The 19,989-nt window shown below is 37.1% G+C and carries 24 protein-coding genes; 16 read left to right on the forward strand and 8 right to left on the reverse strand.

Going from position 1 to position 19,989, the window contains the following annotated elements; all coding sequences use genetic code 11:
* The first annotated feature begins 98 nt into the window (after positions 1-98).
* From D1953_RS10300 to D1953_RS10320, 5 genes are all read left to right on the forward strand, one after another.
* Positions 99-998, forward strand: a complete 900-nt coding sequence (locus D1953_RS10300; protein ID WP_119117090.1) for an ABC transporter ATP-binding protein — start codon at positions 99-101, stop codon at positions 996-998.
* The gene (locus D1953_RS10305; protein ID WP_119117091.1) at positions 991-2,235 is read left to right on the forward strand and encodes an ABC transporter permease; all 1,245 of its coding nucleotides are present in this window, start codon (positions 991-993) and stop codon (positions 2,233-2,235) included. Before D1953_RS10300 ends, D1953_RS10305 begins: the two co-directional genes overlap by 8 nt.
* Positions 2,236-2,304: 69 nt before the next feature.
* Positions 2,305-3,225 carry a cysteine synthase A gene (cysK, locus tag D1953_RS10310; RefSeq protein ID WP_119117092.1) on the forward strand — a complete coding sequence of 307 codons (921 nt, stop codon included), beginning with the start codon at positions 2,305-2,307 and terminating at the stop codon, positions 3,223-3,225.
* A gap of 125 nt (positions 3,226-3,350) precedes the next feature.
* Complete coding sequence (gene yhaM / locus D1953_RS10315; protein ID WP_119117093.1) at positions 3,351-4,289, forward strand: 3'-5' exoribonuclease YhaM; 939 nt, start codon at positions 3,351-3,353, stop codon at positions 4,287-4,289.
* A gap of 95 nt (positions 4,290-4,384) precedes the next feature.
* Complete coding sequence (locus tag D1953_RS10320; protein ID WP_119117094.1) at positions 4,385-4,567, forward strand: sporulation YhaL family protein; 183 nt, start codon at positions 4,385-4,387, stop codon at positions 4,565-4,567.
* A 63-nt stretch (positions 4,568-4,630) separates the two neighbouring features.
* Here D1953_RS10320 and D1953_RS10325 read toward each other — a convergent pair whose 3' ends face one another.
* Complete coding sequence (locus D1953_RS10325; RefSeq protein WP_119117095.1) at positions 4,631-5,488, reverse strand: peptidylprolyl isomerase; 858 nt, start codon at positions 5,486-5,488, stop codon at positions 4,631-4,633.
* 195 nt (positions 5,489-5,683) lie between these two features.
* Between D1953_RS10325 and D1953_RS10330 the strand changes: the two genes are divergently transcribed.
* Positions 5,684-5,770 (forward strand): YjcZ family sporulation protein, encoded by an 87-nt coding sequence (locus D1953_RS10330; RefSeq protein WP_119117096.1) that lies wholly within the window; start codon positions 5,684-5,686, stop codon positions 5,768-5,770.
* Positions 5,771-5,942: 172 nt separating this feature from the next.
* Positions 5,943-6,035 (forward strand): YjcZ family sporulation protein, encoded by a 93-nt coding sequence (locus tag D1953_RS10335; RefSeq protein ID WP_119117097.1) that lies wholly within the window; start codon positions 5,943-5,945, stop codon positions 6,033-6,035.
* Between the two features lie 43 nt (positions 6,036-6,078).
* Here D1953_RS10335 and D1953_RS10340 read toward each other — a convergent pair whose 3' ends face one another.
* A complete protein-coding gene (locus D1953_RS10340; RefSeq protein ID WP_119117098.1) occupies positions 6,079-6,261 on the reverse strand; it encodes a hypothetical protein in 183 nt (60 codons plus the stop codon).
* Between the two features lie 344 nt (positions 6,262-6,605).
* Between D1953_RS10340 and D1953_RS10345 the strand changes: the two genes are divergently transcribed.
* Complete coding sequence (locus D1953_RS10345; RefSeq protein ID WP_119117099.1) at positions 6,606-6,938, forward strand: DUF1878 family protein; 333 nt, start codon at positions 6,606-6,608, stop codon at positions 6,936-6,938.
* Here the strand turns inward: D1953_RS10345 and D1953_RS10350 are convergent.
* Together D1953_RS10350 and D1953_RS10355 are read right to left on the reverse strand one after the other, a co-directional pair.
* Positions 6,932-7,513, reverse strand: coding sequence for an HTH-type transcriptional regulator Hpr (locus D1953_RS10350; protein ID WP_119117100.1), 582 nt, complete (start codon positions 7,511-7,513; stop codon positions 6,932-6,934). The genes D1953_RS10345 and D1953_RS10350 overlap by 7 nt on opposite strands.
* Positions 7,514-7,704: 191 nt before the next feature.
* Positions 7,705-8,073: a YtxH domain-containing protein gene (locus D1953_RS10355; protein WP_119117101.1), complete on the reverse strand. Its 369-nt coding sequence runs from the start codon at positions 8,071-8,073 to the stop codon at positions 7,705-7,707.
* A gap of 328 nt (positions 8,074-8,401) precedes the next feature.
* Here D1953_RS10355 and yhzF point away from each other — a divergent pair, with 328 nt between their 5' ends.
* Complete coding sequence (gene yhzF / locus D1953_RS21015) at positions 8,402-8,581, forward strand: membrane protein YhzF (RefSeq protein WP_127759261.1); 180 nt, start codon at positions 8,402-8,404, stop codon at positions 8,579-8,581.
* A gap of 82 nt (positions 8,582-8,663) precedes the next feature.
* Here yhzF and D1953_RS10360 read toward each other — a convergent pair whose 3' ends face one another.
* The 3 genes from D1953_RS10360 to D1953_RS10370 all read right to left on the reverse strand — a co-directional run bounded on the left by D1953_RS10360 (position 8,664) and on the right by D1953_RS10370 (position 11,130).
* Positions 8,664-9,188: a tryptophan transporter gene (locus tag D1953_RS10360; RefSeq protein WP_119117102.1), complete on the reverse strand. Its 525-nt coding sequence runs from the start codon at positions 9,186-9,188 to the stop codon at positions 8,664-8,666.
* Positions 9,189-9,326: 138 nt separating this feature from the next.
* A complete protein-coding gene (serC, locus tag D1953_RS10365) occupies positions 9,327-10,412 on the reverse strand; it encodes a 3-phosphoserine/phosphohydroxythreonine transaminase (protein ID WP_119117103.1) in 1,086 nt (361 codons plus the stop codon).
* A 295-nt stretch (positions 10,413-10,707) separates the two neighbouring features.
* Positions 10,708-11,130 (reverse strand): HIT family protein, encoded by a 423-nt coding sequence (locus D1953_RS10370; protein ID WP_119117104.1) that lies wholly within the window; start codon positions 11,128-11,130, stop codon positions 10,708-10,710.
* 715 nt (positions 11,131-11,845) lie between these two features.
* Between D1953_RS10370 and D1953_RS10375 the strand changes: the two genes are divergently transcribed.
* The 4 genes from D1953_RS10375 (at position 11,846) to D1953_RS10390 (ending at position 16,049) form a co-directional block, all read left to right on the forward strand.
* Positions 11,846-12,589: an ABC transporter ATP-binding protein gene (locus tag D1953_RS10375; protein ID WP_119117105.1), complete on the forward strand. Its 744-nt coding sequence runs from the start codon at positions 11,846-11,848 to the stop codon at positions 12,587-12,589.
* Complete coding sequence (locus D1953_RS10380) at positions 12,582-13,790, forward strand: ABC transporter permease (protein ID WP_119117106.1); 1,209 nt, start codon at positions 12,582-12,584, stop codon at positions 13,788-13,790. Before D1953_RS10375 ends, D1953_RS10380 begins: the two co-directional genes overlap by 8 nt.
* Positions 13,791-13,917: 127 nt before the next feature.
* Positions 13,918-15,123 carry an MFS transporter gene (locus tag D1953_RS10385; RefSeq protein ID WP_119117107.1) on the forward strand — a complete coding sequence of 402 codons (1,206 nt, stop codon included), beginning with the start codon at positions 13,918-13,920 and terminating at the stop codon, positions 15,121-15,123.
* A gap of 221 nt (positions 15,124-15,344) precedes the next feature.
* A complete protein-coding gene (locus D1953_RS10390; protein ID WP_119117108.1) occupies positions 15,345-16,049 on the forward strand; it encodes an EcsC family protein in 705 nt (234 codons plus the stop codon).
* 199 nt (positions 16,050-16,248) lie between these two features.
* Here D1953_RS10390 and D1953_RS10395 read toward each other — a convergent pair whose 3' ends face one another.
* Positions 16,249-16,758, reverse strand: a complete 510-nt coding sequence (locus D1953_RS10395; RefSeq protein WP_119117109.1) for an antibiotic biosynthesis monooxygenase family protein — start codon at positions 16,756-16,758, stop codon at positions 16,249-16,251.
* 215 nt (positions 16,759-16,973) lie between these two features.
* Between D1953_RS10395 and hemE the strand changes: the two genes are divergently transcribed.
* The 3 genes from hemE to D1953_RS10410 all read left to right on the forward strand — a co-directional run bounded on the left by hemE (position 16,974) and on the right by D1953_RS10410 (position 19,952).
* Positions 16,974-18,017: a uroporphyrinogen decarboxylase gene (gene hemE / locus D1953_RS10400; protein WP_119117110.1), complete on the forward strand. Its 1,044-nt coding sequence runs from the start codon at positions 16,974-16,976 to the stop codon at positions 18,015-18,017.
* Positions 18,018-18,054: 37 nt separating this feature from the next.
* Complete coding sequence (hemH, locus tag D1953_RS10405; RefSeq protein WP_119117111.1) at positions 18,055-18,984, forward strand: ferrochelatase; 930 nt, start codon at positions 18,055-18,057, stop codon at positions 18,982-18,984.
* A gap of 389 nt (positions 18,985-19,373) precedes the next feature.
* Positions 19,374-19,952, forward strand: coding sequence for a TetR/AcrR family transcriptional regulator (locus D1953_RS10410; protein ID WP_119117112.1), 579 nt, complete (start codon positions 19,374-19,376; stop codon positions 19,950-19,952).
* Positions 19,953-19,989 lie beyond the last annotated feature (37 nt).

Here is a 19,989-nt window from a genome sequence, read left to right on the forward strand (position 1 = left end):
TTTTATCATTTTTTGCATGTTTTGCCAATTATATTGTAAAGGGAGATGCCTTTCGATACTATTAAACTATTAAGTTGATAGGAGGCGTGGAAACTTATATGGTCTTACATGTTCACAATGTAACAAAAAGTTTTGGAGATTATACGGCTGTGAATGAATTAGATTTTACGATACCCGAGCAAGAAATGTTTGGTCTGTTAGGGGCAAATGGAGCGGGAAAAACGACAACGTTTCGAATGATTATTGGCTTGCTTCGGCCTACAAAAGGGGAAATTACATGGAAGGGTCAACAGATTGATCAATCGATGAGTTCGTTAATTGGTTATTTACCGGAAGAGCGGGGGTTATACCCAAAACTAAAGGTAAGTGAGCAGCTATTGTATTTTGCAAGATTAAGAGGAATGAGTAAGGCGGATGCCAATAAAGAAATGGATGTTTGGCTGGAACGTTTTAAAGTGCCTGAATATAAGAATAAGCGCGTTGAGGAGCTCTCAAAGGGGAATCAACAAAAAATTCAATTAATCTCTTCAGTGCTGCATAAGCCGAAGTTACTTATTTTAGATGAACCGTTTAGCGGGTTAGATCCGGTGAATGTGGAAATGTTGAAGGAAGCCGTCATTGACTTGCGAAATCAAGGAACGACGATTGTATTTTCCAGTCATCGGATGGAGCATGTCGAGGAATTATGTGAAAATCTATGCATTTTACAAAAAGGTTCTCCTGTAGTTGCCGGTCATTTAAAGGACATTAAGCGCTCTTTTGGCAAGAAAAATGTTGTTGTACATGCCGACTTTAATTTAGATTTTCTTGAAACATTTTCTGGTGTAACGAAAGTCAAAACGACGATGGAAGGGAAAGTGTTACAAGTAGTAGATGAGACGGTTGCGGAGAAAATGCTGCAAGCGCTTGTACCGCGAGGGTTTGTTCGGAAGTTTGAATTACAGGAGCCATCATTAAACGATATCTTTATTGAAAAGGTAGGTGCTGCTTATGAATAAGTTCTGGATTGTCCTGTTTCATACCTACTTGATGAAGCTAAAAACGAAGTCATTTCTCATTACAACAGCGGTTATGCTTCTTCTTGTAATCGGTTTGAGCAATATTACAAAAATTATTGCCTTATTTGATGATTCCGAAGAGAAGGTTGGAGTTATCGATCAAACAGGAACCATGTTTGGTGATGTACAACTTGGAATGAAGGCCATTGATGAGGATGTAGAGTTAATCGAACTTAAAACGGAAGAAGAAGCAGAGAAGCTTATCGATTCAGAAAAATTAACTGCTTATTTAATGATTAAAAGCGATGAACAAGAGATAATAAAAGGGACGTATAAGGCCAATACGTTAGCTGATACAACGGTTAGCTCGGAGCTTGCTGTTGTGCTGTCACAACTAAAAACAAAGATAATTGCCAATGAACTGCAATTAACGGATAAGCAAATCGCGGCGTTACATTCTCCGGTTGTATTAGATACGGTTGCTTTTGAAGAAAATGCTAAGACGGAAGAAGAATTGAATCAAGCCAGAGGGCTTGTCTATATTATTTTATTTATTATTTACATGGCCGTGATTATGTATTCGAATATGATTGCGATGGAAGTAGCGACTGAAAAAACATCGCGCGTAATGGAAATTTTAATTTCCAGCGTATCACCAGTTCAACAAATGTTCGCTAAAATTTTAGGAATTGCGTTACTAAGTTTAACGCAAATGCTTCTTTTCTTTGGGGGCGGATATTGGAGTATTAAGAGAAATTTATCCGATATGAATGAAGGTGTTTTTTCGTTTATGGGCTTTGGGAGTACGAGTATGTCGACGATTGTGTATGCGATTATTTTTACGTTACTCGGTTACTTCTTGTATGCCACATTAGCTGCTTGTTTAGGCTCCGTTGTCAGCCGAATCGAGGATGTTCAGCAAACGATTACCCCAATGATCATGCTTGTGGTTGCTGCCTTCATGCTAGCGATGTTTGGGCTAAATAATCCATCGGCTACCTATATTACTGTGACCTCTTTTATTCCTTTCTTTGCACCAATGATTATGTTCCTCCGGGTAGGGATGCTGGATGTCCCATTTTGGGAGATTAGTTTAAGTATCGGCCTGCTAGTTGCGAGTATCGTCATTTTAGCTGTATTCGGTGCACGAGTATATAAAGGCGGCGTTTTAATGTATGGTAGTGCTAAATCGTTAAAGAATATAAGGAAAGCACTGCAATTAACAAAAAAAGATTAAGTGGTATAATAAAGGGTGGATAACTTAGTAATATATAGTTGCTAGGGAAGATGGAAGGAGTATCAAGACGTGACTGTACGAATTGTTAATAATGTTACAGAGTTAATAGGTAATACTCCTGTTGTTAAGTTAAATCGTTTAACAGCAGAAGGAGACGCGGAAGTGTATGTGAAATTGGAATATTTCAATCCGAGCCGCAGTGTAAAGGACCGTGCTGCATACAATTTAATTAAGCAGGCGGAAGAAGATGGAGTATTAAAGCCGGGGGCGACGATTATCGAGCCAACGAGCGGGAATACAGGCATTGGTCTAGCGATGAATGCAGCAGCAAAAGGATATCGTGCTATTATGGTTATGCCGGATAATATGTCAAAAGAGCGTATTAATATTTTAAAAGCATATGGCGCAGAAGTGGTGCTAACACCTGCTGATGAGAAAATGCCAGGTGCGATTCGTAAAGCACAGAGCTTACTTGAAGAAATTCCGGGAAGCTTCATGCCGCAGCAGTTTGAAAATCATGCCAATCCAGATATTCACCGTGTAACGACAGCGGTAGAAATATTGGAACAAATGGACCGCAATTTAGATGTGTTCGTGGCGACGGCTGGTACAGGGGGTACGATTACAGGAACAGGTGAAGCGTTAAAAGCTGAGCTTCCTAACGTAAAGGTCGTGGTTGCAGAGCCTAAAGGTTCACCTGTACTATCAGGTGGACAACCAGGGCCTCACAAGCTTGTTGGAACGAGTCCTGGCTTCATTCCAAGCATCTTAAATATGGAAGTATTGGACGAGATCGTTCAAGTATCCGATGATGATGCTATTAATACGATGAAAGCTTTAGCCGCTAAGGAAGGGATTCTAGTAGGACCATCTGCTGGAGCAGCCGTATGGACCGCGCTTCAAGAAGCACGTCGTTTAGGAGCAGGCAAACGTGTCGTTTGTATTGCCCCTGATAATGGCGAACGCTATTTAAGTATGAATATTTTTTAATTACATTATTCAACCCGAATTTCACGCGTATGCTAAGGAATTCGGGTTTTCTTTATCAACAATACGGCGTGGACGTGTTGGCTATGGTATAATGTTGATATTTCCTTGAACGGAGGCAATCGCGAATGAAAAAAGGAATTGTTCATTATGGGTTTGGTGAGACTGTAGATACATATATGTATATAAAAACAAGCACGAAGGCAGTCGCAAGTAACGGTAAACCGTTTTTAACATTAATATTAGCAGATAAAACAGGTGAAATTGAAGCAAAGTTATGGGATGTTTCAGAAAATGATGAGAAAACGTATGCGGCTGAAGCGACAGTTAAGGTACAAGGCGAGGTTCAAAACTTTCGCGGACGCAGTCAGTTAAAAATTCGTCAGATTCGCTTAACAACCGATAATGATGGTGTGAAGAAAAGTGATCTAATTCAAACAGCTCCATTAAGCCAAGAAGAGATGCTGGAGAAAATTACACAATATATTTTTGAAATGAGAAATCCTAATATTCAAAGAGTAACACGTCACCTTCTTAAGAAGTATCAAGAGGATTTCTTAGTTTTTCCTGCAGCGACAAAAAACCATCATGAATTCATGTCAGGTCTTGCGTATCATGTTGTGTCTATGCTGGATTTAGCTAAAGGAATTGCAGCGCTATATCCATCGCTCGATAAAGATTTATTGTATGCAGGAATTATTCTCCATGATCTTGGAAAAGTTTTCGAGCTATCAGGTCCCGTGTCAACGGTGTATACGGTAGAAGGCAACTTGCTTGGACATATTACCATTATGGTAAATGAAATTGGTAAAGCAGCTGAGGAATTAGAGATTAAGGCAGAAGAAATTATGATTTTGCAGCACCTTGTACTAAGTCATCATGGTAAAGCGGAGTGGGGAAGTCCGAAGCCGCCATTAGTTCGTGAAGCAGAAGTGCTGCACTATATCGATAATTTAGATGCCAAGATTAATATGATGGATCGTGCGTTAGAAAAAGTTAGACCAGGGGAATTTACGGAAAGAGTATTTGCACTAGATAATCGTTCATTTTATAAACCAAACTTTTAAAAAATATGCTTTCTCTTCTTATGAAGAGGAAGCATATTTTTTGTTTATTTGCATATTGTCTAATACGATTGAAATTTTAGGAAGGAGGAAGGGACATGCCTATTTGGATTTGGTTTGTTTTTATTGGAATAGTAGTTAGTGCTATTATGGCGATTCGAGCAGCTAGACAAGAACGAATAACGGAAAACGCCTGGATTGAGGAGGAAGGACAAAAGTATATAGAACGGATGAAGCTCGAACAAGAAAAGCGGAAGAGGGAAGCGGAACATAGCATATAAAAAAGCGACCATTATGGTCGCTTTTTTATATGCTATAGATATATAAGATAGGGGCAGCATCAATTATTTCTCTTCAGCTGTAGGAATGGCAGATGACAAGTCTTTATCTTTAATCTCTACCTTAGCTTCTTTAACTGCTTCATTTAAAATGCTTTGTACTTTCGTTTGATCGATTTTGGATACTTTTAAATCGTATTCCAGTTTGTCTTTCATTTTTTCGTATGATTCTTTTTTCTTTTTATCTAACAACTGAATGATGTGATAGCCATGTTCAGATTTAACAGGTTCACTGATTTCATTTTTCTTTAAAGCATACGTTGCTTCTTCGAATTCAGGTACCATTTTCCCTGCTCCAAACCAGCCCAGGTCGCCTCCATTTTCAGCAGAACCAGTATCTTTGGAGTATTCTTTTGCTAATTTCGCAAAATCCTCTCCTTTATCAAGCTTAGCTTTGACTTCTTTAGCTGTTTTTTCGTCTTCAACAAGAATATGTCTCGCTTTTACTTCTGGTTTAGCATTTTTGTAGGCTTCTTTTAGTTCTTTTTCGGTTACTTTAATATCCGCAATTGCTGCTTTTTCTTGAAGGAGCCCTATTTTTAAATCGCGTTTTAAATCTTCTTCCGAGCTATATCCAGAAGATGCTAACGCCATTTGGAAATTATCACCCATTTGTTCTTTAAGCTCGTCCAATTTTGCATTAATTTCTTTATCCGTTACCTTATACTTATCAGACAATACTTTTTCATAAACTAGTTGTTGAATAACTTGTTCGCCGTACTTATCCTTCATAGCCGTGTAAAATTCTTCTTTTGTAATATCGCCTGCTTTTGTTTCAACGATTTTTTCCGAATCTCCACCGCTACACGCTGTTAGCCCCATTAATCCAGCTGTAACAGCAGCAGTTAATACCCATTTCTTCATGAGAAAACACTCCTAGTTTAAAATTCTGGTTTGTGTGAGTAAATCCATAGATATTACTATAACATATAATGAATTTTTTCAAAAAAAAATCGTACAAAAATTAGAAGTTATTTCATAAAAAATGGGTAATGGTCTACCCCATTTTAGAACCTAAACATAGTATAGAACGAAGACAGCAAAGGGGAGGTACAGAAAATGGGTCATACATGCGGTGGCGGTTTCGCTTTGTTAGTAGTCCTTTTCATCTTGTTAATTATTGTAGGGTCAGCATTTTTCTGTTGATTCACGCAATAAATAAAATGCCCAATCCCTTTATTGGAATGATGAATAGGATATAAGGTAGCCGCTCAATTATTGTTAGAAGCTATGTACAAGTGAGATCGTTAAATGAAGTTGAACGTGTTAAATGTGAGTGTGCCTATAGTTTGAATGTTATTTGAAAGGAGGAGATTCCATGTCTGGTGGTGGTTTTGGATTCGGCGGCGGTTTTGCTTTAATTGTCGTTCTATTCATTCTGTTAATTATTATCGGGGCTTCGTGGCTGTAACAAAATAAAAGGTGAAGCATAATGCTTCACCCTTTTTATTTGGCTATGTATACAGTATTTCTACATAAGAAGATAGGAGCATGATGGTAATTAAAATATTAATCGTTCTGAATACCTTAGGTTGTCGGTCTTCAGGAATCTCCTTTTGTACACATAAAGAATCTGTCATTCTATTAATATTGTATAAAATGATGAGCGAAAACAAGATAAACCAAAATGAGACCAAGCCTGAATCCCTCCTTGCAAAACATTCATGTATTATAACGATACCAAATAATGACGAAAAAAGATACTGAAAAATGTTGCTCGTTTATGTGTGTTCAACTTGTTAACTAGACATAACAATGTTTATTTCAATGTTCTGTTGATATTTGACTCCCATTCAACATAACTAGCTTTATCAACTAGATGGGAAATCGATTTAGATTAATTCATTGCTATTAAATTAGTATTCGACCTGGAGAGAAAAAGACATGTATAATGAAAAGATAGCTATATAAAAGGTCAAACTTGAGGTCATAATGTAAAATATACAGTAGATTCATTTAGACTGACGGGGGATTAGAAGGTATGCGACATTTAGAGAAAGAAATTGAAACACTGCGTTATCATCAACAATTATTGCTAAAGATTATTCAAAATCCGAAGGCGAAGCTTGATTTATTAATTGTTGAAAAAAATATGACAAAAGAGGAGGCTCAACAATTATTAGAACTTTGTGAATCGTTGAGCAAAAAGTTTGTAACAGAAAAAGCGGAAGGATACATGAACTTTCAACCGCTTTTTAATGACTTACAGAAGCATTTAACGCCTAAGCTTACTGTAAAAGAAGTTATTGAAGCTTTTCTTGCTCAAGGTTTACATAAATCATTCATGCAAGAAATGTCTAAGTTTTATTATTGAACAGATTCAATTTCCTGTTCATTTTTTTTCTTGGTAATTTTTCCATCTGCATCTGTAAATTCCTGATCGATATTTGCAAATGAACGCTCGAAGATTTGCATAAAGTCTTCTCCATAAATATTGCGAATAATGGCCATCATTTCAATTAAATCAGGGAATTTTCCGTAAAGTTCACGAAGGGGAAGTGCACCTGAAAAAGCTGAATTTTTGCCAGGGTCATAGGTTTCCATTAAATTTAGTAACACCTTTTCCCCCTCGGGTGTAATTTCGATGTACGTATTTCGTTTGTCATTTTCCTTTTTGGAGAATCTTAGCAGTCCGCGTTCTTCTAACTTTTTTGAAAAGTTAAATGCTGTAGATACATGCATGACTCCGAATTTCGCAACATCGGAAATAGAGGAGCCATTTAAGTGATACGAAATCCAAAGAATATGATGTTCATTAATGTTTAAATCATGTGGCTTAATCCATTGCTGCCAATCCTTTTCAACAGCTTTCCACAATGCTTTACTTAGCTGAGCAATTCTTTGACTAAAAATCATTGCTTCTTTCATAGAATAATTTTTATCTTGCATGATTTAAAATCACCTACTTATCAGAGTGTGTACATTTATTATGACAATAAAATAAAAATTAATAAAGTAAAAGTTTGCGAAATTTTTAGAAATTTTATTCCGATAACCCTGACAAAATGGAAAATTTCCAATTTTATATAGGGATTATGAAATTTCTGTAAAAAGTAATGAATAACTGGGCTTCTTAACTCTTACTCTTTGTTCGAACGTGCAGGAATGACCTCTTCCAATTCTTTTAAAGATTGCTCGATTTCTTCGATATTTTTAAATAATTCGGTTTTATTTGGTTCAATATCTCGTTTCCAATCCTCTATGAGCAATTGGACGTCAGAAACGAACAATTTTAATGAATCTTTGCTTGTTTGAGCGGCTTCTATTGCTTCACTTTTTATGTCTTGAATTTTAGTTAATAATTCCTCAATTGATGCACTTAGATTTTGTTTACTAGTTTGTAAGCGAATTCGTAAGTCTTTACCAGAATTAGGGGCAGAGAGGAGTGTTGCAGCTCCTGCTACGACTGCTCCTGTTACAAATCCAATAAGCAATGATTTGATCTTCATTGTATTTATCACCTCATGTTTTATTTATTTCGCTCTGAAATAGCTAAATCCCTTCCAAATATCAAAGTTTAATTGGAAAAAGAATATAGGTTATGTAATAAGACTAACGATTACAAAATATCATAATTTGCTTTAATGGGGAAGAGTATCTGTCATTTTATCTTTATATTGATAAAATAATTAAGGGAATGTAATAATTTTTTGATAAGATATTTGACGATAACAAGATATGGGAATGGACATATTATAAGCAGAGAACACATATACATAGTACAGTGAAACTTGCGTCGATGTGGGATAAAAATTCAGCTAATCTGGTGGGACATAGATGAACATGCTATTAATGATATGGGTTGTCTGTTTATGTGTGACGGGGTACTATGCAGCTCTTTTACGCAAATCGGGGATTTACCCGCCTAAAAGGGTCGTGCAATCACGTGCAAGAAAATGGGGTATGGCTAGTGGATGTTGTTTTTTTATTTGGTTTGTGATGCTCTTTATTCGTTAGGGATGTCATATAGTTGATGAATATAATAATTTAGTAAAAAAGCACCGGAGAAAAACCAGCGCTTTTTTACTGTGTGCTGATGTTAGGCTTCTACAGAAGCAGAAGAAATGGACGTCTTTTTTAAGATTTTTGCAATAATTGGATAAATAATCGCCATGACGATTGCATTTGCTGCCATAGCTGGTACAACCACGCCTCCGACTAAAAGAACGAAGCTTTTTGGTAAGCCAGCAATTAGGTAGGCAGATCCAAGAAACACAATTCCAGAAATAAGCGTTCCAATGACTGTTAAGCCAACTAAACCAGCAACATTTGTTGAAACCTTTTTAAAAGTAACGATTAAGAAATAAAACAAGAACGCAGTAACAAATTTATCAATGATGTTTGGAATTTGACCTCCAGGGAAGGATGTTGACATAGCTGAAAGTAGTCCGCATCCTAGAGCAATGACGAATACATTTTTCTTCTCAGGAAATAAAGCAATCGCTAGAAACATCATTAATAGCATCATATCCGGCTTCATTAATAAGTATCCTGGAATGATGAAATGTAGTGCCGTCCCAATTCCGAGTAACATGGCAATTGATACAAGTGTTTTTGTGTTCATATAAATCTCTCCTCTTCTCTTCTCAACTAAAAAATGTATACTTTTCCGCCAGTGCACTCGTTGCCTGCCGCGAAAAGTATACATCAGTATATCATGCGCTTCGTTTTTTTAGAAGTGGTTTCTAATTAGTATAAAAGCTTATTTTTGGTAGTTTTTTTGGAACTCTCTCATGAAATCAGCAAGCTCTTGGCAGTGAGCTGTTGGTACCGCATTGTAAATAGATGCACGGCAACCACCGATAGAACGGTGACCATTAAGACCAACAAAGCCGGCAGCTTTTGCTTCAGCTAAAAATTGTTTTTCTGCTTCTTCTGTTTGTAGGTTAAATGTTACATTCATGTGTGAACGGCTGTCTGGACGTGCATGTCCTTTATAGAAACCATTGCTTTCATCAATCGCATCATAAATGATTTTTGATTTGTTGTGATTGATTTCTGCTATTTTTTCCACGCCGCCTTGTTCTTTTGCCCAGTCTAATACTAGAGATAATAAATAAATCGCTAATGTTGGCGGTGTGTTGTATAAAGAATTATTTTTTGCATGAGTTGCATAATTTAACACCGTTGGTAATTGGTCGTTATCTTCGATTAAATCTTTGCGGATAATTACAACCGTTACACCAGATGGTCCAAGGTTTTTCTGTGCACCTGCATAGATAATGCCGAATTTACTTACGTCCACTTTTTCACTTAGGATGTCGCTTGACATATCAGCGATTAATGGAACATTTCCTGTTTCAGGGAACTGTTTCCATTGTGTTCCGTAAATTGTGTTATTGCTTGTAATATGTAGATAAGCAGCATCTTCATTTACTTTAATGTCTTCTAATGAAGGGATGAATGAATATTTTTCCTCTTTTGAAGAAGCAACAACAGCTGTTTCGCCAACTTTTTTCGCTTCTTTTAATGCTTTATCTGACCAAGCTCCAGTTAAAACATAATCTGCGCGTTTACCTTCTTTTAATAAGTTCAATGGAACCATTGAGAATTGAAGGCTCGCACCGCCTTGAAGTAGAAGCACTTCATAATTTTCTGGAATCGACATTAATTCTTTAAGTGTTGCGATTGCATGGTTATGAATTTTTTCAAATTGAGCACTGCGGTGGCTAAGCTCCATAACAGACATGCCTGAGTCCTCTATATTTAACCATTCATTTTGAGCGCGTTTTAATACCTCTTCTGGAAGGGCTGCTGGCCCAGCGTTAAAATTCCGTGCACGTTTCACTTTTTCTTCCTCCTAAAAAATAAATGTAGTTACGTTACTAAGTCTATTATATCCTAACAGAAAAATAAATTTAATTGGAGAGGAAATTCGATTTTTTATTTTGTATTTTGAGAAAATTTCACTTTTTTTAGACAAATAAAGACAGAATTTTTCGACATGTTTCGATATTTAGCTTCATCAGATTTATTTTAGATAATCACTTCGAGAGGCAGGGAATGCTTTTTTGACAGCGATTCACCTATATTTTTCGTATCAAGAAAAAGATTCTCCACATATGTGAAGAATCAGATATACATTATTGAATATGCTGTGCAATAGAATTTGCAATGTTTTGTAAATCTTCTGGCGTGTATTCGCTGTCATGTGTTTTCCAAACTGCTCCGAAGCCGTCGCCTTCACCGTAGCGAGGGATGATGTGCATATGGTAGTGGAAAACAGATTGTCCAGCTGCTTCTCCGTTATTATTGATTAGATTTAAGCCGATTGGGTTGAATTCTTGTTTAATGGCACGAGAAATTTCAGGGACAACGGCGAAGATTTCTTTTGCAATTTCCGGTGTTAGTTCAAACACATTTTCTTTATGTACTTTCGGAATAACAAGTGTATGGCCTTTCGTTACTTGGCTAATATCGAGAAATGCTACGACCTGATCATTTTCAAATACTTTTGTACTTGGAATATCTCCCTTAATGATTTTGCAAAAAATACAATCGCTCATCGTTTAACTTCCTTTCTAATTTATGAAATTATTGTTAATCGTACCACAAGATGACTTCTTTAGAAAAGTGAAATGAAAAACAGGATGCAACTTTACGTTGCACCCTGTCGTTTGAAAAAGGGGGTATGCTTGTCTTGGCGTATCAACGAGAATAACCTTTGATCAACACCTCATTTACATTTTGGTAAATTACGGTTATTGGATAAAAGATTTTTCATTCAAGGCAACCATCTCCTATATCTTTATCGTTTTAGGAACGAATAAAGCATATTCGATAACTGTTGAATTGAATCTCTTCTACGTGCAAGCGAACCATCTCCTGACGAAATGACTTCGTAAGCAAATTTCTCTGGGTCTTTCAGTTAGTAGTCTGCAACTGACACCTCATTTACAACATGATATGATTCATTTGTAACGAAGTTTCTTTTAGAAAGCAGTTATAGTTTCTTTAACTGACACCTCATTTTACAATATGATGTGAATCACTTGTAATGAAGAACCCCTTCTTCCTTACTTATTATGGTCAGGAATTTTGAGTTATATACATCTTTTTTTTTTTTTTTTGATGAAATGTTTTTCGGACTTGTTTATTTAAGGAATGAAAGAGGGCGTCACTATATAATCAAACGAAAATTTGCTACACTATAAACATATTTTATTTAAGGCTTTGTTCATGAAAAGTGTCACAAAGCTTATAGGGAAGGGATCGTTATTTATGTCCTTATTAGATATTAAAGACCTTGTCGGGGGTTATACAAAGACTCCTGTATTAAAAGGCATCAGTTTTACAATTCAACCGAACGAATTAGTCGGTTTAATTGGATTGAACGGGGCTGGAAAAAGTACGACAATTAAACATATTATTGGTTTAATGGAGCCTAAGAGCGGCAGTATTTCGATTGCTGGGAAAACTTTTTCGGAGGATCCAGATGGTTATCGGAAGAAATTTACGTATATTCCGGAAACGCCGATTCTTTATGATGAATTAACACTTGAGGAGCATTTACGTTTAACGGCAATGGCTCATGGAATTGAAGAAGCGGTCTATGAAAAGCGAATTGGTGTATTGCTGAAGGAATTTCGAATGGAAAAGCGGATGAAATGGTTTCCTGCTCATTTTTCCAAAGGGATGAAACAAAAGGTGATGATTATGTGCGCCTTTTTAGTTCAGCCCTCGCTTTATATTGTCGATGAGCCGTTTTTAGGGCTGGATCCATTAGGGATTCAATCTTTGCTTGATTTAATGACGAAAATGAAAGAGAGTGGGGCAGGAATTTTAATGTCTACTCATATTTTAGCAACAGCGGAGCGCTATTGTGATTCCTTTGTTATTCTACATAATGGTGAAATTCGAGCGAAAGGGAATTTAGAGCAGCTTCGTACTCAATTTGCGATGCCGGGAGCAACGCTTGATGATATTTATATTCAATTGACGAAAGAAGATCATCGTCATGAATAGCGGGCAGTTTTGGAAAGAGCGATTTGTCAGCTACAGCAAAGAAATGCAAAAGTATTTGCGTTATATTTTCAATGGTCATCTAGTATTCGTAATGGTGATAGCCTTTGGGGGAGCAGCGTATTATTATAGCAACTGGGTAAAAACGTTGCATAGTGATTTTCCTGCTGTGCCGATTATGGCTGTTATTTTGGCGCTTCTTGTGACACGAAGTCCGATTCATACGTTTTTAAGAGAAGCGGATACCGTGTTTATTTTACCTGTTGAAACGCAGTTAAAGGCTTATTTTACACGTTCTATCTTATTAAGCTGGTTTTTGCAAAGCTATATGTTGCTGCTTGTATTAGCGGCCTTAATGCCGATGTATGCGAAAGTGACAGGCTCAGGCATGAACGATTTTGTGACCGTGCTGATTGTGTTATTGCTTGTAAAAATAATCAACTTGAATACTCATTGGCACGTGTTGAAGTATCAAGAGGTTTCCACAAGTCGTATCGATGTATTGCTTCGTTTTGTTATTAATGTAGTATTGCTGTATGTTGTATTGGATAAAGCGTCCATTTGGGTGTCTGTCCTTATCTTATGTATTTTGCTTGGCTTGTTTGCTTATTATCACGGAGCTACTCGTCAAAAAGCTTTGCAATGGGAGCGGTTAGTGGCACTCGAAAGCAAACGGCTGCAAGCTTTTTACAAGCTTGCCAATTTGTTTACCGATGTACCAAGCTTAGGAAGCAAAGTGGCGAGAAGAAAGTGGTTAGACTTTGTTTTATCCTTTATTCCATATAAACAATCTTCAACATATATGTACTTATATGGGCGTACATTTTTACGGGCGAATGATTATGCAGGTTTGTTAGTTCGTTTAACCCTGGTTGGTTCCGTTATTTTAGTTGTACTATCCAATCAATGGGCGTATTTATTTGTTGTTGTTTTATTCTTATTTATAACAGCGATTCAATTGTTACCAGTATGGAAAGTACATGAATGGAAAATTTGGGTTTCATTGTATCCGTTACCGGCTAACATGCGCGAGGCAACGGTTATTCGATGGATTTCTTACTTTTTATCACTAGAAGCTGTGATATTTGTTGTTGTGTTGCTTTGTAAAGGTGAAGGGATGAGTGCGGGACTTGCGCTAATAGCCGGTATTCTGTTCATTGTTGGCTTTAAAAGCTATGCGGTGAAAAAAATAAGAACGTTTTAAGAGCACAAGAGGTCACCCAAAAGTTTACTTTCGGGTGACTCTTTTAATTATGGTTAGTACTATATGTACTGTGGAACTGAATGAACTAGGTCTATAATAGCCTTTATAGACAAAAAGGGGAATTTTTATGAATTATACAAACACATCAAAAATATGGACGATGCCTTTCTTTGTGGCCCTCATTAACAATTTTTTTCTTTTTATTGTTTATTATTCTCTTATAACTATTTTACCTGTTTATGTAATAAGGGAGTTAAAAGGGTCAGAGGTACAGGCTGGTCTTATGATGACTATATTTATGCTATCAGCGATTCTTGTTCGTCCATTCTCTGGAAAGATTATTGATGTACTAGGGAAGCGGAAAACACTAATTGTTGCTGAGTTGTTTTTTGGTCTTTCTACTTTTTTATATTTATGGGTGGATGACTTGTATTTATTGTTGGCCTTACGCTTTTTTCATGGAATATGGTTTAGTATTGTAACGACTGTACTAATTGCCATTGCTAATGATATTGTGCCAGATAAAAGAAAAGGGGAAGGTCTTGGTTATTTTGCTATGTCCATGAACCTAGCTGTCGTAGTAGGTCCATTTATTGCCTTAACGGCCGTTCAATTTTTTCCATATCAATCGTTATTTTTAGGCCTCGCTGTTGCTATAGTGATTGCCTTTCTAGGTTCGTTTAGTATAAAAGTTTCAGAAAATCGACCAATCATTATAGAGCGCAAACCTTTATCTATTCATGATTTATTTGAAGTCCGGGCGATTCCGATTGCCATTGTTGGGTGTTTAACTGCCTTTTCTTATTCAAGTATTATGTCTTTTATTTCTGTTTATGCAGAAGGTGAGGGTGTATTTGAATATGTAAGCTTATTCTTTGTTGTCTTTGCTTCAGCGATGATTCTTGTTCGTCCGTTTACTGGTCGACTCTATGATCGACGAGGACCGAACTATGTGATTTACCCTTCCTTTATTTTCTTTGCAATCGGCTTATTCGTATTAAGTAGTATGCATTCAGTAACAATGTTGCTTATAGCCGGAGCACTGATAGGGATGGGCTATGGATCAATCGTACCTTGTTTCCAAACACTGGCGATCCAATCTGCTGAGAAACATCGAAGCAGTCATGCTACATCGACTTTCTTCACGTTGTTCGATTCTGGGATGGCTGCAGGTGCATTCGTGTTAGGAATTATTTCATCCTATCTTGGCTATTCGATGCTTTATATCATCTGTGGCATCATAGTCGTCATAACCATTCCTGTATATAAACAACTGTCTAGTCGCAAACGTAAGGATGAAAGAATAGTTGACTCACAAAGAGAAGGGGCATAATTGTTTTGAATTTGCTCGTAAACTAGCTTCAAGGAGTAAAGGATCAAGCCTTTTGGAGAAGAGGTGCATAGGCTGATATGTTAGGATGGTAATAAGGGCAAAAACATAATTTATCGATAAGAGATATAGATTTAGGAAATAAGGTTCTTTATGTCTTCGCTGCTGGGCGAGGGCTTTTTTTAACTCTGCAAGTTCAAGTAGAATGAATGGAGGGAGTAACAATGGAACGCTATGAACAAGAAGTATGGCAAGAAGTAATCGCTTGGAAAAAGAAAATGTTTCATAAGCCGAGTACATTTGAACGCATTTCGAAAAAAACACAGGGGAAAATTAATCAATATATTCCTGAAAAAGTACATCGAGCTATAACGGAAAGTATCAAAGGACTTGTTGAAGGGGTGCTGTCAGGCTCTTCTTATATTTCAAAAGAGAAACAGGTAGAGATGTTATCTCTGCAACAAAAAGAAGAATGGATTAAGGAGACGATTTCGACGTACCGAAAAACGGCAGTAGTAGAGGGGGCTGGAACAGGAGCTGGCGGTTTGTTCCTAGGGTTAGCTGATTTTCCTTTGCTGCTCAGTATTAAAATGAAACTATTATTTGAAATGGCTCGTTTATATGGTTTTGATGCGAACAAATATGAAGAACGATTATTTATTTTATATGTATTTCAGCTTGCTTTTTGCAGCGATGAAAAAAGAGCCGAAACACTTCAGGTTATTGAACGATGGGGCGAAGCAACCGATATTGATTGGCAAGTGCTGCAGCAGGAATATCGGGATCATATTGATTTAGTGAAGATGTTTCAGCTCATTCCAGGAATCGGAGCGGTAGTAGGAGCATATGCGAATCGTCAACTAATTGACCAATTAGGAGAAACGGCGATGAATTGCTATCGTATTCGATTGATTGCTCAGGAAAGGTAAAACGAAACTATCGTACAGGGTTCTATCGAATCGACATCTTACATGAGCAAAATCTGATAGCGGCCATGGAGGCAGTGTCTTATTAGGGGGATTACTATTTATTGAAGTGGATGAACAAGTTCAAGTGTAAGAAAAATAGGGTATTTACATATTAGCTATGTCTAATACGTAAATACCTTATTTAAATGGAAGTTTTACTTTATTCTTTGTCTTTCGAAACCATGGAATACTTTGTAATGTATGGTGTGCTAGAAAAGAGGTGCCCAGTAGAAGTTGGTTTTGTTTTTTCGGTATTATGCGCTTCTTTAAAGGATTGAGAACGTGTCCACTTATCGAAATCGCTTTCCTTTTCCCATACCGTTAAAATGACATACGTATCTGATTTAATTGGACGTAGAACTCGCATAGCGATAAAGCCTGGTTCTTTCTCAATTAAGCCTGCTCGGTTTTTAAACTGATATTCTAAGTTCGGCCGCCCTTCTTCGGTAACAGGAATATTATTCATGACAACAAAACCATGGTCCTGTAATTCTCCTTTTCCTTCCACGATCTCATAGCGGCGCGGTGAGGCAAAGACCGTTTTGCCGGATGTTTCATGCAATAGCAAAGTGTTCTGAGGATTTTGCATTAAAAAGATTTTTTCATTTGGATGTTTGTTCTTTTTAATCTTTAAAAAGTCATACGTTCCTGTTGTCATATATACATTCATAAACTCACCTCAAGTCAGTATTCTTTCCTATATATTATCAAGAAATTCCATAATAATGAAAGCGTTTTAGAATGTTCACAAGTTGTCTATATTTATCTTTATGAAATGGCGAGCATTAATGTGTTACGATTTGAAATTCTCTTTTCATCTGATATTCTATTGTAGGTGAATATAAAAAATATAAATACTTTGACATGCTTGAAAGGTGGATTTGAATGTCTAAGGAAATTACGAATGATACATTTTTAAGAGCGGCACGCGGGGAAAAGACAGATCATGTACCGGTTTGGTATATGCGTCAAGCAGGTCGTTCGCAGCCTGAATATCGAAAAATAAAAGAGAAATACTCTCTATTTGAAATTACGCATCAGCCGGAACTAGCAGCTTATGTAACTAGATTACCAGTTGAACAGTATGGTGTAGATGCGGCAATTCTTTATAAAGATATTATGACACCGCTTCCAGCAATCGGTGTAGATGTAGATATAAAAGCAGGAATCGGCCCTGTCATTGAAAATCCGATTCGTTCACTGCAAGACGTAGAAAAATTAGGTGAATTACACCCTGAACAAGATGTTCCTTACGTTTTAGATACGATTAAACTATTAACAACAGAGCAGTTATCCGTTCCTTTAATTGGTTTTTCAGGTGCTCCTTTTACGATTGCTTCTTATATGATTGAAGGCGGTCCATCGAAAAACTACAATAAAACAAAAGCGTTTATGTATGCAGAACCTAAAGCTTGGTTCGCCTTGATGGATAAATTAGCTGATACGATTATCGTATATGTGAAGGCTCAAATTCAAGCAGGCGCAAAAGCTGTGCAAATTTTTGATTCTTGGGTAGGTGCCTTAAATGTAGCGGATTACCGCGTATTTATAAAACCTGTGATGGAGCGAATTTTCTCATCTCTACGTGAAGAGAATGTTCCATTAATTATGTTCGGAGTTGGTGCGAGTCATCTAGCACTGGAGTGGAACGACCTGCCGCTTGATGTAGTTGGCTTGGATTGGCGTCTACCAATCTCGCAGGCAAGAAACATGGGAATACACAAGACTGTACAAGGAAATCTAGATCCAGCTATTCTACTAGCACCTTGGGAAGTTATTGAAGAACGAGCAAAAGCAATCCTCGATGAAGGTATGGCACAAGATGGATACATCTTTAATCTTGGACACGGTGTGTTCCCTTCTGTGAATCCGGATGTTTTAAAACGATTAACGAATTTTATTCATGAATATTCTGCTAGTCAAAAATAAATAATGGAATGTAGACGAATCTAAAGAGGTGACATTAGTGGCAAGGAAGAAAATGGGGCTTTTAGTTATGGCCTATGGAACACCCAACAAAGAAGAAGATATTGAAAGATATTATACGCATATTAGGCATGGCAGAAGACCGTCGGACGAATTGCTGGAAGATTTAAAAGGAAGATATAAGGCGATTGGCGGCTTATCTCCGCTTGCACGTATTACGGAAGGGCAAGCAGAAGGGCTTGAAAAACGTTTAAATGAGATTCAAGATGAGATTGAATTTAAAGCGTATTTAGGACTCAAGCACATCGAGCCGTTTGTCGAAGACGCAGTGAAACAAATGGCTGATGATGGAATTACAGAAGCGGTAAGTATTGTATTAGCACCGCATTTTTCAACTTTCAGTGTTAAATCTTATAATGGACGTGCTCAAGATGAAGCAGCAAAGTACGGTCTAAAAATTACTTCTGTTGAAAGCTGGTATGACGAGCCGAAATTTATTCAGTTTTGGGTCGATGAGCTAAAAGATGTCATTAATCGCATGACGGCAGAAGAACGTGACAATTATGCATTAATTGTTTCGGCTCATAGCTTACCAGAAAAAATTCTTCAATTAGGCGACCCGTATCCAAAGCAGTTAGAAGAAACCGCTCAACTGATTGCTGAAGGTGCAGGCGTTTCAAATTATGCAGTCGGCTGGCAAAGTGCTGGACAAACACCAGAACCTTGGCTTGGCCCGGATGTTCAGGATTTAACGAGAGATTTATATGAGGAAAAAGGATATAAAGCGTTTATTTATATCCCAGTTGGATTTGTATCGACGCATTTAGAAGTTCTCTATGATAATGATTATGAATGTAAAGTCGTAACGGATGAAATTGGAGCGAGCTATTATCGACCTGCTATGCCGGATGTGCAGCCAGCGTTCATTGATGCTTTAGCAACAATTGTGTTAAATAAATTACAAGGATAAAAAAGGGATGACTGTCCAATATAGGTGGGATGGTCATTCTTTTTTTGAGGATAAAGCTTTTGATGTGTTTTTGTTGTCTAGTTTTAGCGTTTGTGTTTTTTGTAAGGTGGGAATGTTAGAAAAGATTGCAGACGATTTTTGGCTCATTTTAGCTCTGTGACCATGAAACGCAGGAGAAAGCGAGCTTTCTCCAAGCGTTTCATGGTCACAGAGCAACCTTTCAGCAGAGCTGAAAGGCGTTCGAAACCACGGTTTCGAACGAAATGAGCCAAAAATCAATAGTGCCTTATCAAGTCTTTTGAAAAGTGCTTGCTTTGAAAAATAAAATTTGTTACTATCATAAAGAACCGAATGACTAATTTCGAAAAATGGTCAGTGAGAGGTGACATATGTCTATTGATCGTAAACAACTCATTTTAGAAGCGGCTACGAAGTCTTTTTCGTTGTTTGGATATAAGGCGACCACAATGGATCAAGTAGCAAAAATTGCGAATGTTGGAAAAGGGACGATTTATACTTTTTATGCGAATAAAGAGCAGCTATTTAAAGAGATTGTACTGCAGATGATTGAGGAAATGAAGCAGGAGGCTGAACAAGCCATCCAACCTGAATTAAGCTTCAAGGAGAATTTACATCGAGCCGTATACCGTATTCTTGAATTTAGGAAAGAGCATCAACTATCGCTTAAATTAGTTCAAGAAGAAAAGGAAATAGGAACACCAGCGGTTCAAGAGATGCTTAATGAAGTAGAACTTGCTATTGTTTCGTATTTGAAGGAAAAAATTTCGATAGCTATAGAGAAAAAGTATATACGCCCATGTAATTCTGAAATGACCGCTTTTGTCATGTTCAAGCTATATTTAGCACTTATTTCTGATTGGGAGCGAAATCATAGGCCTCTCGAAAAAAAAGAAATAGCTGAACTACTTGAGTTATATTTATTTACTGGATTGTCGATTACTCCGTGATAATCCATATTTTTTTGCATGATTATGACCGATTGAA

This window comes from Peribacillus asahii, assembly GCF_003570725.1.
GTDB classification, from domain to species: Bacteria; Bacillota; Bacilli; order Bacillales; family DSM-1321; genus Peribacillus; species Peribacillus asahii.

Excerpts from the sequence above, each read along its gene's own strand:
- D1953_RS10300 (WP_119117090.1), top strand. The coding sequence starts at position 99 with ATGGTCTTACATGTTCACAATGTAACAAAAAGTTTTGGAGATTATACG.
- D1953_RS10305 (WP_119117091.1), top strand. The coding sequence starts at position 991 with ATGAATAAGTTCTGGATTGTCCTGTTTCATACCTACTTGATGAAGCTA.
- yhaM (WP_119117093.1), top strand. The coding sequence starts at position 3,351 with ATGAAAAAAGGAATTGTTCATTATGGGTTTGGTGAGACTGTAGATACA.
- D1953_RS10320 (WP_119117094.1), top strand. The coding sequence starts at position 4,385 with ATGCCTATTTGGATTTGGTTTGTTTTTATTGGAATAGTAGTTAGTGCT.
- D1953_RS10325 (WP_119117095.1), bottom strand. The coding sequence starts at position 5,488 with ATGAAGAAATGGGTATTAACTGCTGCTGTTACAGCTGGATTAATGGGG.
- D1953_RS10330 (WP_119117096.1), top strand. The coding sequence starts at position 5,684 with ATGGGTCATACATGCGGTGGCGGTTTCGCTTTGTTAGTAGTCCTTTTC.
- D1953_RS10335 (WP_119117097.1), top strand. The coding sequence starts at position 5,943 with ATGTCTGGTGGTGGTTTTGGATTCGGCGGCGGTTTTGCTTTAATTGTC.
- D1953_RS10345 (WP_119117099.1), top strand. The coding sequence starts at position 6,606 with ATGCGACATTTAGAGAAAGAAATTGAAACACTGCGTTATCATCAACAA.
- D1953_RS10350 (WP_119117100.1), bottom strand. The coding sequence starts at position 7,513 with ATGCAAGATAAAAATTATTCTATGAAAGAAGCAATGATTTTTAGTCAA.
- D1953_RS10355 (WP_119117101.1), bottom strand. The coding sequence starts at position 8,073 with ATGAAGATCAAATCATTGCTTATTGGATTTGTAACAGGAGCAGTCGTA.
- yhzF (WP_127759261.1), top strand. The coding sequence starts at position 8,402 with ATGAACATGCTATTAATGATATGGGTTGTCTGTTTATGTGTGACGGGG.
- D1953_RS10360 (WP_119117102.1), bottom strand. The coding sequence starts at position 9,188 with ATGAACACAAAAACACTTGTATCAATTGCCATGTTACTCGGAATTGGG.
- D1953_RS10370 (WP_119117104.1), bottom strand. The coding sequence starts at position 11,130 with ATGAGCGATTGTATTTTTTGCAAAATCATTAAGGGAGATATTCCAAGT.
- D1953_RS10375 (WP_119117105.1), top strand. The coding sequence starts at position 11,846 with ATGTCCTTATTAGATATTAAAGACCTTGTCGGGGGTTATACAAAGACT.
- D1953_RS10380 (WP_119117106.1), top strand. The coding sequence starts at position 12,582 with ATGAATAGCGGGCAGTTTTGGAAAGAGCGATTTGTCAGCTACAGCAAA.
- D1953_RS10385 (WP_119117107.1), top strand. The coding sequence starts at position 13,918 with ATGAATTATACAAACACATCAAAAATATGGACGATGCCTTTCTTTGTG.
- D1953_RS10390 (WP_119117108.1), top strand. The coding sequence starts at position 15,345 with ATGGAACGCTATGAACAAGAAGTATGGCAAGAAGTAATCGCTTGGAAA.
- D1953_RS10395 (WP_119117109.1), bottom strand. The coding sequence starts at position 16,758 with ATGAATGTATATATGACAACAGGAACGTATGACTTTTTAAAGATTAAA.
- hemE (WP_119117110.1), top strand. The coding sequence starts at position 16,974 with ATGTCTAAGGAAATTACGAATGATACATTTTTAAGAGCGGCACGCGGG.
- D1953_RS10410 (WP_119117112.1), top strand. The coding sequence starts at position 19,374 with ATGTCTATTGATCGTAAACAACTCATTTTAGAAGCGGCTACGAAGTCT.